At 74.9% G+C, this 12,814-nt stretch carries 13 protein-coding genes; 6 read left to right on the top strand and 7 right to left on the bottom strand.

The genetic code is table 11. The features are described from left to right. Window positions 1-118: 118 nt before the first annotated feature. Window positions 119-970 carry an ABC transporter permease gene (locus ACFVTF_RS20575; protein WP_371515206.1) on the bottom strand — a complete coding sequence of 284 codons (852 nt, stop codon included), beginning with the start codon at window positions 968-970 and terminating at the stop codon, window positions 119-121. Then, window positions 967-1,935, bottom strand: a complete 969-nt coding sequence (locus ACFVTF_RS20570; RefSeq protein ID WP_387815278.1) for an ATP-binding cassette domain-containing protein — start codon at window positions 1,933-1,935, stop codon at window positions 967-969. Before ACFVTF_RS20570 ends, ACFVTF_RS20575 begins: the two co-directional genes overlap by 4 nt. Before the next feature lie 335 nt (window positions 1,936-2,270). Here ACFVTF_RS20570 and ACFVTF_RS20565 point away from each other — a divergent pair, with 335 nt between their 5' ends. From ACFVTF_RS20565 to ACFVTF_RS20550, 4 genes are all read left to right on the top strand, one after another. Beyond that, the gene (locus ACFVTF_RS20565) at window positions 2,271-3,197 is read left to right on the top strand and encodes a hypothetical protein (protein WP_387815276.1); all 927 of its coding nucleotides are present in this window, start codon (window positions 2,271-2,273) and stop codon (window positions 3,195-3,197) included. 77 nt (window positions 3,198-3,274) lie between these two features. Continuing rightward, window positions 3,275-4,189, top strand: a complete 915-nt coding sequence (locus tag ACFVTF_RS20560) for a hypothetical protein (RefSeq protein WP_387815274.1) — start codon at window positions 3,275-3,277, stop codon at window positions 4,187-4,189. Beyond that, complete coding sequence (locus ACFVTF_RS20555) at window positions 4,186-5,076, top strand: hypothetical protein (RefSeq protein WP_387815272.1); 891 nt, start codon at window positions 4,186-4,188, stop codon at window positions 5,074-5,076. The genes ACFVTF_RS20560 and ACFVTF_RS20555 overlap by 4 nt, the downstream gene beginning before the upstream one ends. Further along, window positions 5,073-6,089, top strand: a complete 1,017-nt coding sequence (locus tag ACFVTF_RS20550) for a hypothetical protein (RefSeq protein ID WP_387815270.1) — start codon at window positions 5,073-5,075, stop codon at window positions 6,087-6,089. Before ACFVTF_RS20555 ends, ACFVTF_RS20550 begins: the two co-directional genes overlap by 4 nt. Before the next feature lie 51 nt (window positions 6,090-6,140). Here the strand turns inward: ACFVTF_RS20550 and ACFVTF_RS20545 are convergent, their stop codons facing one another. Both ACFVTF_RS20545 and ACFVTF_RS20540 read right to left on the bottom strand, forming a co-directional pair. After that, on the bottom strand, window positions 6,141-7,064 hold the full coding sequence (locus tag ACFVTF_RS20545) for an endonuclease/exonuclease/phosphatase family protein (protein ID WP_387815268.1): 924 nt from the start codon (window positions 7,062-7,064) through the stop codon (window positions 6,141-6,143). Window positions 7,065-7,275: 211 nt separating this feature from the next. Next, window positions 7,276-7,926 (bottom strand): M15 family metallopeptidase, encoded by a 651-nt coding sequence (locus ACFVTF_RS20540; RefSeq protein WP_387815266.1) that lies wholly within the window; start codon window positions 7,924-7,926, stop codon window positions 7,276-7,278. 188 nt (window positions 7,927-8,114) lie between these two features. Between ACFVTF_RS20540 and ACFVTF_RS20535 the strand changes: the two genes are divergently transcribed. Both ACFVTF_RS20535 and ACFVTF_RS20530 read left to right on the top strand, forming a co-directional pair. Continuing rightward, the gene (locus ACFVTF_RS20535) at window positions 8,115-8,786 is read left to right on the top strand and encodes a response regulator transcription factor (protein WP_063353004.1); all 672 of its coding nucleotides are present in this window, start codon (window positions 8,115-8,117) and stop codon (window positions 8,784-8,786) included. Further along, a complete protein-coding gene (locus ACFVTF_RS20530) occupies window positions 8,783-9,916 on the top strand; it encodes a sensor histidine kinase (protein WP_387815264.1) in 1,134 nt (377 codons plus the stop codon). Before ACFVTF_RS20535 ends, ACFVTF_RS20530 begins: the two co-directional genes overlap by 4 nt. A 45-nt stretch (window positions 9,917-9,961) precedes the next feature. Here the strand turns inward: ACFVTF_RS20530 and ACFVTF_RS20525 are convergent, their stop codons facing one another. The 3 genes from ACFVTF_RS20525 to ACFVTF_RS20515 all read right to left on the bottom strand — a co-directional run bounded on the left by ACFVTF_RS20525 (window position 9,962) and on the right by ACFVTF_RS20515 (window position 12,647). Then, complete coding sequence (locus tag ACFVTF_RS20525) at window positions 9,962-10,636, bottom strand: hypothetical protein (RefSeq protein ID WP_387815262.1); 675 nt, start codon at window positions 10,634-10,636, stop codon at window positions 9,962-9,964. Between the two features lie 165 nt (window positions 10,637-10,801). Next, window positions 10,802-11,407 (bottom strand): SGNH/GDSL hydrolase family protein, encoded by a 606-nt coding sequence (locus ACFVTF_RS20520; protein ID WP_387815260.1) that lies wholly within the window; start codon window positions 11,405-11,407, stop codon window positions 10,802-10,804. Window positions 11,408-11,543: 136 nt separating this feature from the next. After that, window positions 11,544-12,647 carry an NADH:flavin oxidoreductase/NADH oxidase gene (locus tag ACFVTF_RS20515; RefSeq protein ID WP_387815258.1) on the bottom strand — a complete coding sequence of 368 codons (1,104 nt, stop codon included), beginning with the start codon at window positions 12,645-12,647 and terminating at the stop codon, window positions 11,544-11,546. Between the last annotated feature and the right edge of the window lie 167 nt (window positions 12,648-12,814).

The following is a 12,814-nucleotide window of genomic DNA, read 5'->3' as shown; positions in this document are numbered from 1 at the left end:
TTCGTCCTACTCACCCGCACCTTCGTCCCACTCACCCGCAACGGATACGAAACGGGCCCGGTGCGGCACCCGACTCGAACGGGCACCGCACCGGGACGTCCACGCAGTCTCCCAGCCCTCAGGCGTCGCTGCGCACCAGGCGCACGGCCGCGCCCGCCAGGGCGAGCACCGTCCACAGCAGGAAGACCGCCAGCCCCGCGGCGGGCGACAGCGTGGTCGCGTCGTGGTGCAGGGCGAACAACGCCTGGCCCGCGTTGCTGGGCAGGTACGGGCTGATGTGGTCCTGCCAGGACGAGGGCAGCAGCGAGATCAGGCCGGGGACCAGCATCAGCGAGGCCACCAGCACCGAGATGCCGCCCGCCACCGACCGCAGCAGCGCGCCCAGCGCGACACCGATCACGCCCACCAGGGCGAGGTAGAGCCCGGCCCCCAGCAGGCCGCGCAGGACGCCGGCGTCGGAGAACGTCATCGCCGCGCGGGTACCGGAGAGGATGCCGCTGTCGGCCGCGAAGGCGACGAACACCCCGACGGTGCCCAGCAGCAGCACCACCACCCCGTACACCGCCGCCTTGGACCACAGCACCGGCAGCCGGCGCGGCACCGCGGCCAGGGTGGAGCGGATCATGCCGGTGGAGTACTCGCCCGCGGCGACCAGCACGCCGAGGACGCCGAACGCCAGCTGCGCGAAGTTGGTGCCGAACAGCGACAGGCTCAGGGCACTGGCGTCGGCGAAGTCCCCCCGGTCCATCGGGCGCCCCGAGGTGATCCTCGACTTGAACTGGAACGCGGCGATCAGCCCGAACGCGACCAGGAACAGCAGGCCCAGGCCCAGCGTGATCCAGGTCGAGCGCAGCGACCACAGCTTGGCCCACTCCGAGCGCAGCACGCGCACGGGCGTCACCCGGTAGGCGGGGCGCGCGGGCCGCAGGCCTGCGGCCTCGGACGTCTGGCTCGGTGCGATGGTGCTCATGCCGCGCTCCTCGGGGACTCGGCGCCGGCACCCGCACTGGCGGCGGGCCCGGTCGCGGTGGTGGCGCCGTGGTACTCCACGGCGTCCCTGGTCAGCTCCATGAACGCCTCCTCCAGGGAGACCGTGCGGGTGGTGAGCTCGAACAGCGCGATGCCCTGCTCGGCGGCCCGCAGGCCGATCTCCCGCGCCGCCAGGCCGGTGACGAGGAGCTCCTCCGAACCGGAACGGCCGGTGACCTCCACACCCGGCCCGGCCAGCGCCGCGCGCAGCCGGGCCGGATCGGCGCTGGCCACCTTCACCACGTCGCCGCCGGCCTGGCGGACCAGGTCCTGCACGGTGGTGTCGGCCAGCAGCCGGCCCCGCCCGACGATGATCAGGTGGTCGGCGACCAGCGCGACCTCGCTCATCAGGTGCGAGGACACGAAGACGGTGCGGCCCTCGGCGGCCAGCGAGGTGAGGAGGTTGCGGATCCACAGCACGCCCTCCGGGTCGAGACCGTTGACCGGCTCGTCCAGCATCACCGTCGCCGGGTCGCCCAGCAGCGCCGCCGCGATCCCCAGCCGCTGGCCCATGCCCAGCGAGAACGCCCCGGCACGCTTCCTGGCCACCGACTGCAGCCCCGTCAGCTCGACGACCTCCTCCACCCGCGAGCGCGGGATGCCGTGGGTGTGAGCCTGGGCCATGAGGTGGTTGAACGCGGAGCGCCCCGGGTGGATCGACTTGGCCTCCAGCAGCGCCCCGACCTCCTGCAACGGCGCCGCGTGCGCGGCGTAACGGCGCCCGTTGACGCGCACCGAGCCGCTGGTGGGAGCGTCCAGCCCGACGATCATCCGCATGGTGGTGGACTTCCCGGCGCCGTTGGGCCCGAGGAAGCCGGTGACCGTGCCGGGCCTGACCGTGAAGTCGAGCCGGTCGACGGCGGTCTTCTCCCCGTACCGCTTCGTCAGCTGGTGCGCCTCGATCATCGCTCACCCCTACGCTCCGGGGCCGGACCGTCCCGGCCTCCCTCACACTCCACGCTAGGTGCGGCGCCGGCGCGATCCGTGGTACCCCGGACCGATCATCGGAGTGGGCACGGTACCGCGGTACCACGCCAGGACCGCCTGTTGCGGTTACATCACGACGTGTCCGATTCATCGAGTATTGGACCGGAGTGCGGCGATTAACTTTGTTGGCAGTGATGCGAACGGTCTCTCATAATTCCTGCTGAGACGCGTGATGGACGGTCCGGAGAACCGCCGGGGAAGCGGTTTGCGAGGAAGTCCGCGCGCGAGATCCCACATTTTCCCGGGGGAGTTCCTTGTCCGCGCCCGAAAACGAGACAGCCGCCGTTCCGGAGCAGCCCGACGCTGCACCGGAACCGGCCGCCGCACCGCAGCACCCCGCCGCGCCGCAGCACCCCGCCGTACCGGAGCACGCCTCCGTACCGCAGCCCGACGCCGCGCCGCAGCACGCCGTCGCACCCGAACCGGCCGCGCGCCGGCTGCCGCGCGCCGTCGGCGTCGTCCTGGCCACCGCCGGCCTGCTCGCCGTCACGGCGACCAGCGCCGCGGTGACCGTCGCCGTCGGCAAGCCGGACGCCCGCCCGGTGGCCGCCGCCGCACCCGCGCCGGCCGCCACCACCGCCTCCAGCCCGAGCCCGACGCCCTCCGCCACCCCGGTACCGGTGCCGACGCCCACCGCCGCCCCGACCACCCCCAAACCGGCCAGCACCGTCAAGGGGAGCGTCAACGGCGGCAAGCACGAGGGCGACCTGCGCTACTTCCTGCTCCCGATCCCGGACGGCGGCGAGTCGTACGGGCCCGCGGACGGGATGACCATGACCAACGACGACGTCACCGAGCTGTTCGGCAAGCAGGACGGCATCATGGACATCCTCGGCTCGTACGGCTACCAGTCGGGCGCCACCCGGATGTACCGGACGGCCGACGGCAAGGCCGAGGTCACCGTCACCCTGCTGCGCTTCGGGTCCACCTCGATGGCGCGCGAGTTCGTCCAGGGATACACCCTCAAGTCGCAGGACCCGATCGACATCGACGGAGACCCGAACGCCCACGGCTACCTGCACAAGCCCAAGCAGCAGGCGTACACCGGCTCGATGACCGGCATCTCCAGCCAGGGCGACGTCCAGTACACGATCGACGTCGAGGTGAAGGGGACACCGGACAAGGCGCTGCTGAGCGGGCTGATGAAGCGCCAGCGCGAGTGGCTCGCCTCCGGCGGCTGAACGCAGCTGAACGCGGCTGAACCCGCGCCGCCGCCCGCCCCGACGCCGTCCTCCCCATCCTCCTCTGGAGCCACCCCGTGACCACCGAACCCGCGCTGCCCCCGCCCGGCACCGCACCGGCGCCCGCCGAACCGCCGCGGCCCCACGCCGCACCCGCCGAACCGCCTGCCGCCGAGACCCCGGCCGCCGAATCACCTTTCGCCGCACCGCAGTTCACCACTGAACCGCCGTCCGACGCGCCGACCCCCGAGCTCCTGCCGCCCGCCCCCGAGCGGGCGCCCCGCGCCCCGCGCCGCCCGCGCCCGGTGCTGCTGGCGGTGTCCGGCCTGGTGCTCGGCACCCTGGTCGGCGGCGGCGTCGGCTACGCCGTCCAGGCCCAGCGCCCGCCGACGCCGCTGCCGCCGATCCAGGTCGCGCGCCCGTCCTACCCGGCCGTGGCGGTCGACCCGACCGCCTACGCCGCCCAGCAGCCCAAGCCGCTGGCCATCGACGGCGACCTGCGCAAGCTGCTGATCGGCGCCCCGGACGGCAGCACCGCCTGGGGAGAATTCCCGGACAAGCCGAGCTGGGTGTCGGTCGGCGAGCTCGCCGAGTACAGCGACAGCGCGGTCCGCGACTTCAAGGACCTGAACTCCCGGGGCTTCCGCCGCGCGGCCGAGGTGGACTGGAAGAAGGGCGACGCCAGGTACCGCGTGTCGCTGGTCCAGTACGCGCCGGACCACGCCGACGAAGCCGCCACGCACGCCGTCGGCACCACCCGCAACCTGAAGCCGTTCGCCGACGGCGCCAACGGCGCCAACGGCGCCAACGGCGGCTACCGGGTGGACGAGGAACCCAGGTACTGGGCCGACAGCGCCGATCGGTACTACTACGGCCAGGCCGTAGCCCAGCGCGGCACGGTGGCGATGGTGGTGGAGGTCTTCGACTCCAAGCCGGTGAACCCCGACGTCGTGAAGGACCTCGCCAAGCAGCAGTGGGAGCGGCTGGTATGACCGACAACAGCATGACCGGGACCCCGGCCGCCACGCCGGCGCCGACCGCCCCCGACGCGGCCCCGGCCGCCACCGAACAGCCCGTCGCCGAGCAGCAGTTCGCCGCCGATCCGGCCGCGCCGACCGCCGCCGCGCCCGCCGCCCCGCGCCCCGCCTCCCGCCGCCTGCTGCGTGCGGGCGCCGCGACGGCCGCGGCGGCGCTGGCCGGGGTGGCCATCGGCGTCGGCATCATCAAGACCCAGTACGACGACCCCGCCCCGGCCGTCGCCGCCGGGCCGTCCGCCGCGCCCGTCCCGACCGCGACCGCCACGCCGTTCGGCGCCAAGTCCAACGGCAACCACTTCGGTTCGCTGCGCGACCTGCTGCTGCCCGTCCCGGCCGGCTACGAACCCGGCCCGGACGAGGGCGGCTACGGCAACGACACCGAACTCGGCGCCGAGTTCCTGTCCGCCGAACTGGACGACGAACTCCAGCAGATCCCCAAGGACAAGCGCGACAAGCTGCGCTCCTACTGGGAGGGCCTGCACGTCAAGGCCACCGGCGTGCGCACGTACCGGACCACCGAGGACGACCTGGTGGTCGGCCTGAAGCTGCGCCAGTTCAACCAGCAGGAAGTGCAGAAGCTCAACGAGTACACCGCGGTCTTCACCGGCGACACCGGCCTGTTCCGGATCGGCCCGGAGATCCCGGGCCACCCCGAGGCGCACTGCTACCTGATGCCGGCGCCGCCGTCCGCGCCGATCGACTACCTGGAGTGCTCGGCCGCCGAGGGCGACCTCCTGGTGGTCATGAACGTCGAGGGCGTGGCACCGCTGCCCAAGGACCGGATCGTCGCCCTCTTCACCCTGCAGCTCGACCGCCTCGCCCGCCCGGGAGCGTCCGCATGACCGACCACGCCACCCCGCACGAGCCCGCCGCGGGCACCCCCGCCGAGATCCCCGCCGAGAGCCCCGCCGCTCCCGCCGCCGCTCCCGCCACGGAGACCCCTGCGGAGACCCCCGAGGAGCACGAGGCCCGCCTCGCCCGGCGCAGCGCCCGCCGCAGGGCGGCCGCGCGCTGGGCCACCGCCACCCTGGTGTTCGCCCTCGCGGGCACCGGCGCCGCGCTGGCGGTCACCGCCCCCGAACGCACCGACCTGCCCGGCCTGGCCACCCCGGGCGACGGCCGCTACACCTTCCCGCCGCTGACGCTGCCGCCGCTGCCCTCCGGCAGCAGCGCGCCGGAGCGTACGGGCGGCAAGAGCGCCCTGCACGCCGCGGACCTGCGCTACCTGCTGCTGCCCGCCCCCAAGGAGGCCGGCGGCAGCCTCACCCCGGCGCTCTACCCGGTCCCCACCGCCTCGGCCACCGGCACCCCGTCGGCGAGCGCGACCCCGAGCCCGACCGCCTCCGCCTCCGCCTCGGCGTCGGCCTCGGCGGGCGCGGGCCCGTCCACGGCCCCCGCCGGCCAGGCCCCGGCCGACTGGGTCACCTGCGACGCGATGCTCGCCGACCAGCGGGACCCGGCCGCGCTCCGCGAGCTGCTCCTGCGGGACGCCTGCCGGGCGGCCACCGTCCGGGAGTGGACGGCCTCCGACGGCACCCGCACCCAGATCCGGCTGCTGCGCTTCGGCGGCTCCTTCGAGTCCTGGAACGTCTTCTCCTCCCTGCGCGCCGACGCCAGGCCCAATGCCCTGCCCGGCGCGAAGGGCACCTCCCACAGCGCCTGGGACACCGTCGAGGGCGTCCACCTGGACGCCCAGGAGAGCACGGCGAAGGGCGCCAAGGGCACCCCGAACGCCCGCGTCGCCTACCTCTGCGCCTCCGACCTCGTCGCCGTCGTCACCATGACCAACCCCGACGGCGTCCCGGACGCGGCCTTCCGCCAGGTGGTCACCCTCCAGTCCGACCTCCTCGCCTGACGCCGGCCCCCGCGCCCGCCGCCACCCCCGCGCCTGCCGCCCGCACGCCCCTCACGGCGTCAGCCGGGCGGCGGCGGGCAGGTGGTCGCTGGAGGTGGCGGGCAGGGTCCAGGCGGCGGTCGCGGACAGGCCCCGGGTCATGACGTGATCGATCCGGGCCAGCGGGAAGACCGCCGGCCAGGTGAACCCGAAGCCGCTGCCCGCGCTGTCCTGCGCGGAGCTCAGCCGGCTGGTGACCGGGGCGAGCGCGTGGTCCCCGGCGGCGGTGTTGAGGTCGCCCAGCAGCAGCACCCGGCGCAGGGGCTCCTCGTCCAGCGCGGCGCCGAGCGCGGCGAGGTTGCGGTCGCGGTGAGCGGTGGCGAAGCCGGTGACGTTGAGCCGGACGGAGGCGAGATGGACCACGAACACGGCCAACGGCCCACCGGGGGCCTGGACTTCGGCCCGCAGTGAACGGCTCCAGCCCGGGTCGATGGTCAGCCGCCGTGCGTCGGTCACCGGGTAGCGGCTCCACAGCGCGACGGTGCCGATCCGCGTGCGGTGCGGCAGTTCGGCGTCCAGCACGTGTTCGTAGACGGGCAGCGCGGCGTCGGTGACCTCCTCCAGGGCGACCAGGTCGGGGCGGGCGGCGAGCAGCGCCCGGGCCGTGCCGGCGGGGTCCGGGTTCTGCGCGCTCACGTTGTGGGTGACCACGGTCAGGCCCGCACCGCCGGCCTGGCCCGCGCCGCCCCCCGGCGGCGGGCCGCCGCCGGCGAGCACCGGCCCGAGCACGACGGTCCACACCGCGGCCAGCACCACCGCGGCGCACGCCGGCACCGGCGCGCGGCGCAGCGCGGCGGCGATCAGGACGGCGGGCACCACGAGGCCGGCCCAGGGCAGGGCGCTCTCCCACAGGCTCCCCAACTGGACGCCCAGGCTCGGCACCCGCCGGTGACCGGCCAGGGCGAGAGCGGTCAGCAGGGCCACGGCGGCGGCCACGGGGCCGCGCCGCCAGCGCCCGACCGGCGGACGCCGCTGCCGCCGCTCCCGACGGCGTCGACGGCCGCCCGGGCGGGAGGCACCCGCCGAGGCGCCCCCCGCCTCCGGGCCCGCCCCCGCCACCGCCCCCGGCCTTGAGACCGCCCCCGCCCCCGCCCCGGCCCCCGCCCCCGGCGCGAGCCCCTCCTGCGATCGGATCATGAACGGCCCCCTACCCGGCCGCGTCGGGCAACAGGGCCGGGCAGGTCCCGCCAGGGCTGGTCAGCAGCTCGAAGTGCCAGATCTCGTTGCCGTACACCTGGCAGAGCCCGTACCGCGCGCCGTGCTGGATCAGCCAGTAGTCGGCATTGGTCGGGCCGATGTCGATCGCCTTGCCCGAGACGTGCGCCGACTTCTCCGGCGTGTTCACGAACTGCCTGGCCCGCTCCAGACTCCCGTACTTGGCCACCCCCTTGTCGAGCAGCCGCTGCTGGTACTCCTTGCTGCGCCAGCCCGAGGTGACGGTCATCTCGATGCCCTGGGCGCGCGCGTCCCGGGCGGCCTGCTGGACGGCTTCCAGCAGCGGCCCGTCCAGGTTGCCCACCGCGGGCGCCCCGGTGTCGAACGGGGTCAGCGTCGTGCCGTCGGGTATGTCGCCGTCCGCCCCCGCCGAGGAGCCGGGCCCCGGAGCGGGGGAGGAGGAGAACGGCGCGACGGTGGCCGCCAGGGTCCGCAGCGCCGCCTCGGTCGCCGGCGGATCGGCGGCCGCGCAGGCGCCGGCCAGCGCCAGCACCACCACCGCCCCGGTGCCCACGGCCATCGCCCGCCGTCCGCCCCCCGCCGTCCGCTCCCGCGTCGCCTCCTGGCGCGTCGTCCCGTCCATCGCTGCCTCCCGGCGCTCGTCGTCTCGCCGCGACGGGGAAACCCGGCGGCCACACCATGGGAGGACATGCGGTGTTACCAGGACGTCTGCACTAACCGATACGTTTTCGATAGGCCCGTTCGTGTCCAATGGACACCGACGGCAACGGCAACGGCATCGACAGCAAGAGCGGGACGGGAGAACAGCGCGTGCGGGTCCTGGTGGTGGAGGACGAGATCTACCTCGCCGAGGCGGTCCAGGCGGGCCTGCGCCTGGAGGCGATCGCCTGCGACATCGTCACGGACGGCGACGCCGCCCTCGAACGCCTGGCCGTCCACACCTACGATGTCGTCGTCCTGGACCGCGACATCCCCGGCACCCACGGCGACGACGTCTGCCGCACCATCGTCGAGCACCGCCTGGGCTGCCGCGTCCTCATGCTCACCGCCGCCGCCCGCCTCAACGAGAAGGTCGCCGGCTTCGAACTCGGCGCCGACGACTACCTGACCAAGCCCTTCGACCTCGCCGAACTCGTCGTGCGGCTGCGCTCCCTGGCCCGCCGCCCCGCCCAGGCCGCGCCCCCCGTCCTCGAATACGCCGGACTGCGCCTGGACCCCTTCCGCCGCGAGGTCTACCGCGACGGCCGCTACGTCGCGCTGTCCCGCAAGCAGTTCGCCGTCCTGGAGGTCCTGATGACCGCCCGCGGCGGCGTCATCAGCGCCGAGAACCTCCTCGAACGCGCCTGGGACGAGAACGCCGACCCGTTCACCAACGCCGTCCGCATCACCATCTCCGGCCTGCGCAAACGACTCGGCGAACCCTGGGTGATCCAGACCGTGCCCGGCGTCGGCTACCGCCTCACCGACGGCACCCCCACGTGAGCGCCCCGCCCCGCACCCGCCCCGCGCCGCGGCCGCGCCGCCTGACCGCCCGCCTGCGGCTCACCCTCAGCTACACCCTCTTCGCCGTCATCACCGGCACCCTCTGCCTGGCCGTCGTCTACGTCGGCATGCGCTACATCCCCAACTACCCGCTCACCTCCTCCAACCCCCGCGACCGCCTCTCCGCCCCCTCCCGCCAGGAGATCCTCCGCTCCCTGCTCACCATCTCCGGCTACGCCCTGGCCCTGCTCACCGCCGTCGGCACGATCGGCGGCTGGTTCATCGCCGGCCGCGTCCTGCGGCCCCTCCAGGACATCACCGGCGCCGCCCACCGCGCCGCGAGCGGAGCACTCGAACACCGCATCGCCCTCGCCGGCCCCCGCGACGAGTTCACCGACCTCTCCGACGCCTTCGACGAGATGCTCGAACGCCTCCAGCGCTCCTTCGACGCCCAGCAGCGCTTCGCCGCCAACGCCTCCCACGAACTGCGCACCCCCCTGGCCATCACCCGCACCATGCTCCAGGTCGCCGCCGCCGACCCGGCCCGCCAGGACTGGACCACCCTCGTCGCCCGCCTCCAGGACACCAACCAGCGCGGCATCGAGATCAGCGAAGCCCTCCTCCAACTCGCCGACCTCGGCCACACCGCCCCCGAACTCGAACCCCTCGACCTGGCCCGCACCACCCGCGACGCCCTCGCCGCCGTCCAGGAGGAGGCCGCCGCCCTGGGCGTCACCGTCACCACCGACTGCCGGCCCGCCCCCGCCACCGGCAACCCGGTCCTGCTGCGCCAGGCCGCCGTCAACCTGCTGCAGAACGCGCTGCGCCACAACCTGCCGACCGGGGGATCCGTCACCGTCACCACCGGGGCCGATCCGGACCGCCCCGGCCGGGTCCGGCTCGCCGTCACCAACACGGGCCCCCGCCTGGCCCCCGAGACGGTCCCCACCCTCACCGAGCCCTTCCTGCGGGGCCGCGGGCGCACCGCCCAGTCCGACCCCGCCCGCCGCGGTCACGGCCTCGGCCTGGCCATCGTCGTGGCGATCGCCGACGCCCACCACGGCGACCTCGGCCTCACCCCCGGCCCCGGCGGCGGGCTGCACGCCACCCTCAGCCTCCCGGCCCGCTGAGCCCGGCCCGCCGAGCCCCGTCCGCCGTCCGGCCGCGCCCCGGGCTCACCCCGTCGGCTGCCCGGGCCGGCCCGGCACCCACAGCGGCGCCGGGCCGCCGAGCGCCATGTACCGGGCCGCGTCCTCCTCCAGCCACCCGTCCACCCGGCCCGGGTCGCCGCCGCACGACTCCACCAGTGCGGCGGCCGCGATCCGGGCGCAGGCCAGCATCAGTGCCAGGGTGTCCTGTCGGTGGTGCCGCTCCCGGACGTACGCCTCGCCCCGCTCGTCGATGCGCCGGCCGTGCGCCTCCCCGCCCCCGTCCTCGCCCCCGTCGTCGGCGGTGACCGCCTGGACGCCGTGCCACACCAGGGCGAGCGCGGCCGGTTCGGCCGGGTGCGCCACCTCCGCCCGGCCCGCCTGCTCACGGGCCTCCGCCGACCGCCGGCCCAGCCACTCCAGCACCGCCGGCACGTCCCCCTCGCGGGCCTGGAGCACCAGCTCCGCCGCCCGGTACGCGAGCGCCCGCAGGACCTCCCCGGCCGGCACCCGCAGCCCCGGCACCGGCGGCTCGCCGAACGCCAGCCAGGCGTCCGCGAACGACGCCGCCCGCACCGGCCCCAGCCACGCCGGAACCCCGGCCGCGTCGCCCACCCACTCCTGCGCACCCAGCCGGACCAGGCCCGCCGCGGCAAGCCGCGCCGCGTCCCCGTCCAGCCCGCACAGCCGTCCACCCCTCACCGCGCACCCCCGTCAGCGCCTTCAATCCCGTGACGGGCACATCCCACCACACCAGGACGCAAGCGAACTAGACAGGGACCCGACAAAAATTTCCGGCGCCGCCCAGCCGCCGATCAGCCCAGGACCAGCGGCAACCGCCCCGCCGGCGCGCCCAGCGCGCCCCGCTCACAGGGCGGTGAGCTCGCCCAGCCCCAGTGTGCGCAGCGTGTGGTCGGCCAGGTGCAGGTGGCCGACACCGTTGGGGTGCGTGGGGTCGTCCAGCCACGGGATCGCCTCGCCGTCGGGGAACTCGGCGAGCCAGTACGCCTCGTGGTCGACGAGCAACGCGCCCGTCTCCGCGGCGAGTTCGCGCACGGCCTGGCAGTACGCGGGCAGCTCGGGGCGGGCGGCGCGCCCGGCGTGGCTGGCCACCAGCGGCGTGTGCAGCACGATCTGCGCGCCGGCGGACCGGGCGACGATCTCGCGCATGGCGTCGCGGAACTCCCCGAGCCCGTCCAGCCCGGCGGGGGCGTCGTTGGTCCCCAGCGAGAGCGACAGCACGTCCGGCGCGAACCGCCCGATGACGAAGTCGTACGCCCCGAGGACGTCGGTGGCCCGCCAGCCGGACACGCCGGTGTTGACCACCACGTCCGTCAGCCGGCCGAGTTGCCAGCTGAGGCGTTCCTGCACGTGCTCCACCCAGCCGCGCGCGCCGTGGGTGTGCAGGGCGGCCCGGGTGATGCTGTCCCCGGCCGCCACCCAGGTCATCGCACCGTCCGACAGTTCGACCATGTGACCGTCCCCCTTTGATGGTTCGTCGCGTGCCGCGGTCCCCGCCGCGGTACCCGAAGAGTTGATCACAGGTGTCCGGAACCGGCGGGCGGCGGGCGGGCCTTCACGGGGCCCCGCCGCCCGGACCGGGGCGCCGCTACGCGCGGTGGTACTGCACGGGGACGGGGACCCGGGCCCCGAGTTCGGCGGCGGCGCGGCGCGCCCAGTACGGGTCGCGCAGCAGCTCGCGGCCGAGCAGGACGGCGTCGGCCCTGCCGGCGGCGAGGATGTCCTGGGCCTGGACGGGGTCGGTGATCAGGCCCACGGCCGCCACGGGCATGCCGGCCCCGCTGCGCACGGCCTCGGCGAAGGGCACCTGGTAGTCGGGTCCGGCCTCGATCGTGGCGTCGGGGACGAGGCCTCCGGTGGAGACGTCCATCAGGTCCACGCCGTGGGCCAGGAGTTCCTTGGCGAGGCGGACGGTGTCCTCCGAGGTCCACCCGGTGCGGCCGTCCTGGGGGTTCTCGGTGAGCCAGTCGGTCGCGGAGACGCGGAAGAGGACGGGCAGGTCCTCGGGCCACGCCGAGCGGACGGCGTCGACGACCTCCAGGGCGAAGCGGATGCGGCCCTCGAAGGAGCCGCCGTAGGCGTCGGTGCGGTGGTTGCTGTGGGGGGAGAGGAACTGGTGGATCAGGTAGCCGTGGGCGCCGTGGATCTCGACGGCCCGGAAGCCGGCGTCCAGCGCGCGCCGGGCGGCGTCGGCGAACTGCCGGACGATCCCGCGGATCTGCTCCTCGGTGAGTTCGTCGGGCCTGGTGTGGGTGGGGGCGAAGGGGAGGGCGCTGGGGGCGAGCGGCGTCCATCCGTGGGCTTCGTCCGGAGCGAGGGCGCGGCCGCGGTCGATCCAGGTGCGCTCGGTGGACGCCTTGCGGCCGGCGTGGGCGAGCTGGAGCGCCGGCACGGTGCCCTGTGCCGTCAGGAAGGAGGTGATCCGCCGGAAGGCCGCGACCTGGGTGTCGTTCCAGATCCCGAGGTCGTAGGGGGTGATGCGGCCTTCGGGGCTGACGGCGGTGGCCTCCATGACGATCATCCCCGTGCCGCCGGTGGCGCGTGCCGCGACGTGGGCGAAGTGCCAGTCCGTCGGGGCGCCGGCCGCGTCGCCGTCCGGAGCGGCGCTGTACTGGCACATCGCCGCCATCCAGACGCGGTTGGGGATGGTCAGGGTCCTCAGGGTGTAGGGGGTGAAGAGGGTGGTGCTCATGGGCGGACTCCTGTCGCGGGGCGAGGCGGGCGAGGCGGGTGGGGCCGGTGGCGCGAGAGGCGAGGGGACGCCTCCCAGGGTGATTGCAGGTGCACTTTGTCTGACACAACAATAGTTGCGCACGCCGATTGGTGACAAGCGCTGGCCACTTTGTCCGGACCTCGGCC

It is taken from the genome of Kitasatospora sp. NPDC057940 (assembly GCF_042887425.1).
Classification (GTDB): Bacteria; Actinomycetota; Actinomycetes; order Streptomycetales; family Streptomycetaceae; genus Kitasatospora.
The sequence above is the reverse complement of the archived record's forward strand: the minus strand, read 5'-3'. Positions and strand labels throughout refer to the sequence as shown.

What these genes read in the sequence shown, in the direction of transcription:
- ACFVTF_RS20575 (WP_371515206.1), bottom strand. Translation starts at nt 970, where the DNA reads ATGAGCACCATCGCACCGAGCCAGACGTCCGAGGCCGCAGGCCTGCGG.
- ACFVTF_RS20570 (WP_387815278.1), bottom strand. Translation starts at nt 1,935, where the DNA reads ATGATCGAGGCGCACCAGCTGACGAAGCGGTACGGGGAGAAGACCGCC.
- ACFVTF_RS20555 (WP_387815272.1), top strand. Translation starts at nt 4,186, where the DNA reads ATGACCGACAACAGCATGACCGGGACCCCGGCCGCCACGCCGGCGCCG.
- ACFVTF_RS20550 (WP_387815270.1), top strand. Translation starts at nt 5,073, where the DNA reads ATGACCGACCACGCCACCCCGCACGAGCCCGCCGCGGGCACCCCCGCC.
- ACFVTF_RS20540 (WP_387815266.1), bottom strand. Translation starts at nt 7,926, where the DNA reads ATGGACGGGACGACGCGCCAGGAGGCGACGCGGGAGCGGACGGCGGGG.
- ACFVTF_RS20520 (WP_387815260.1), bottom strand. Translation starts at nt 11,407, where the DNA reads ATGGTCGAACTGTCGGACGGTGCGATGACCTGGGTGGCGGCCGGGGAC.
- ACFVTF_RS20515 (WP_387815258.1), bottom strand. Translation starts at nt 12,647, where the DNA reads ATGAGCACCACCCTCTTCACCCCCTACACCCTGAGGACCCTGACCATC.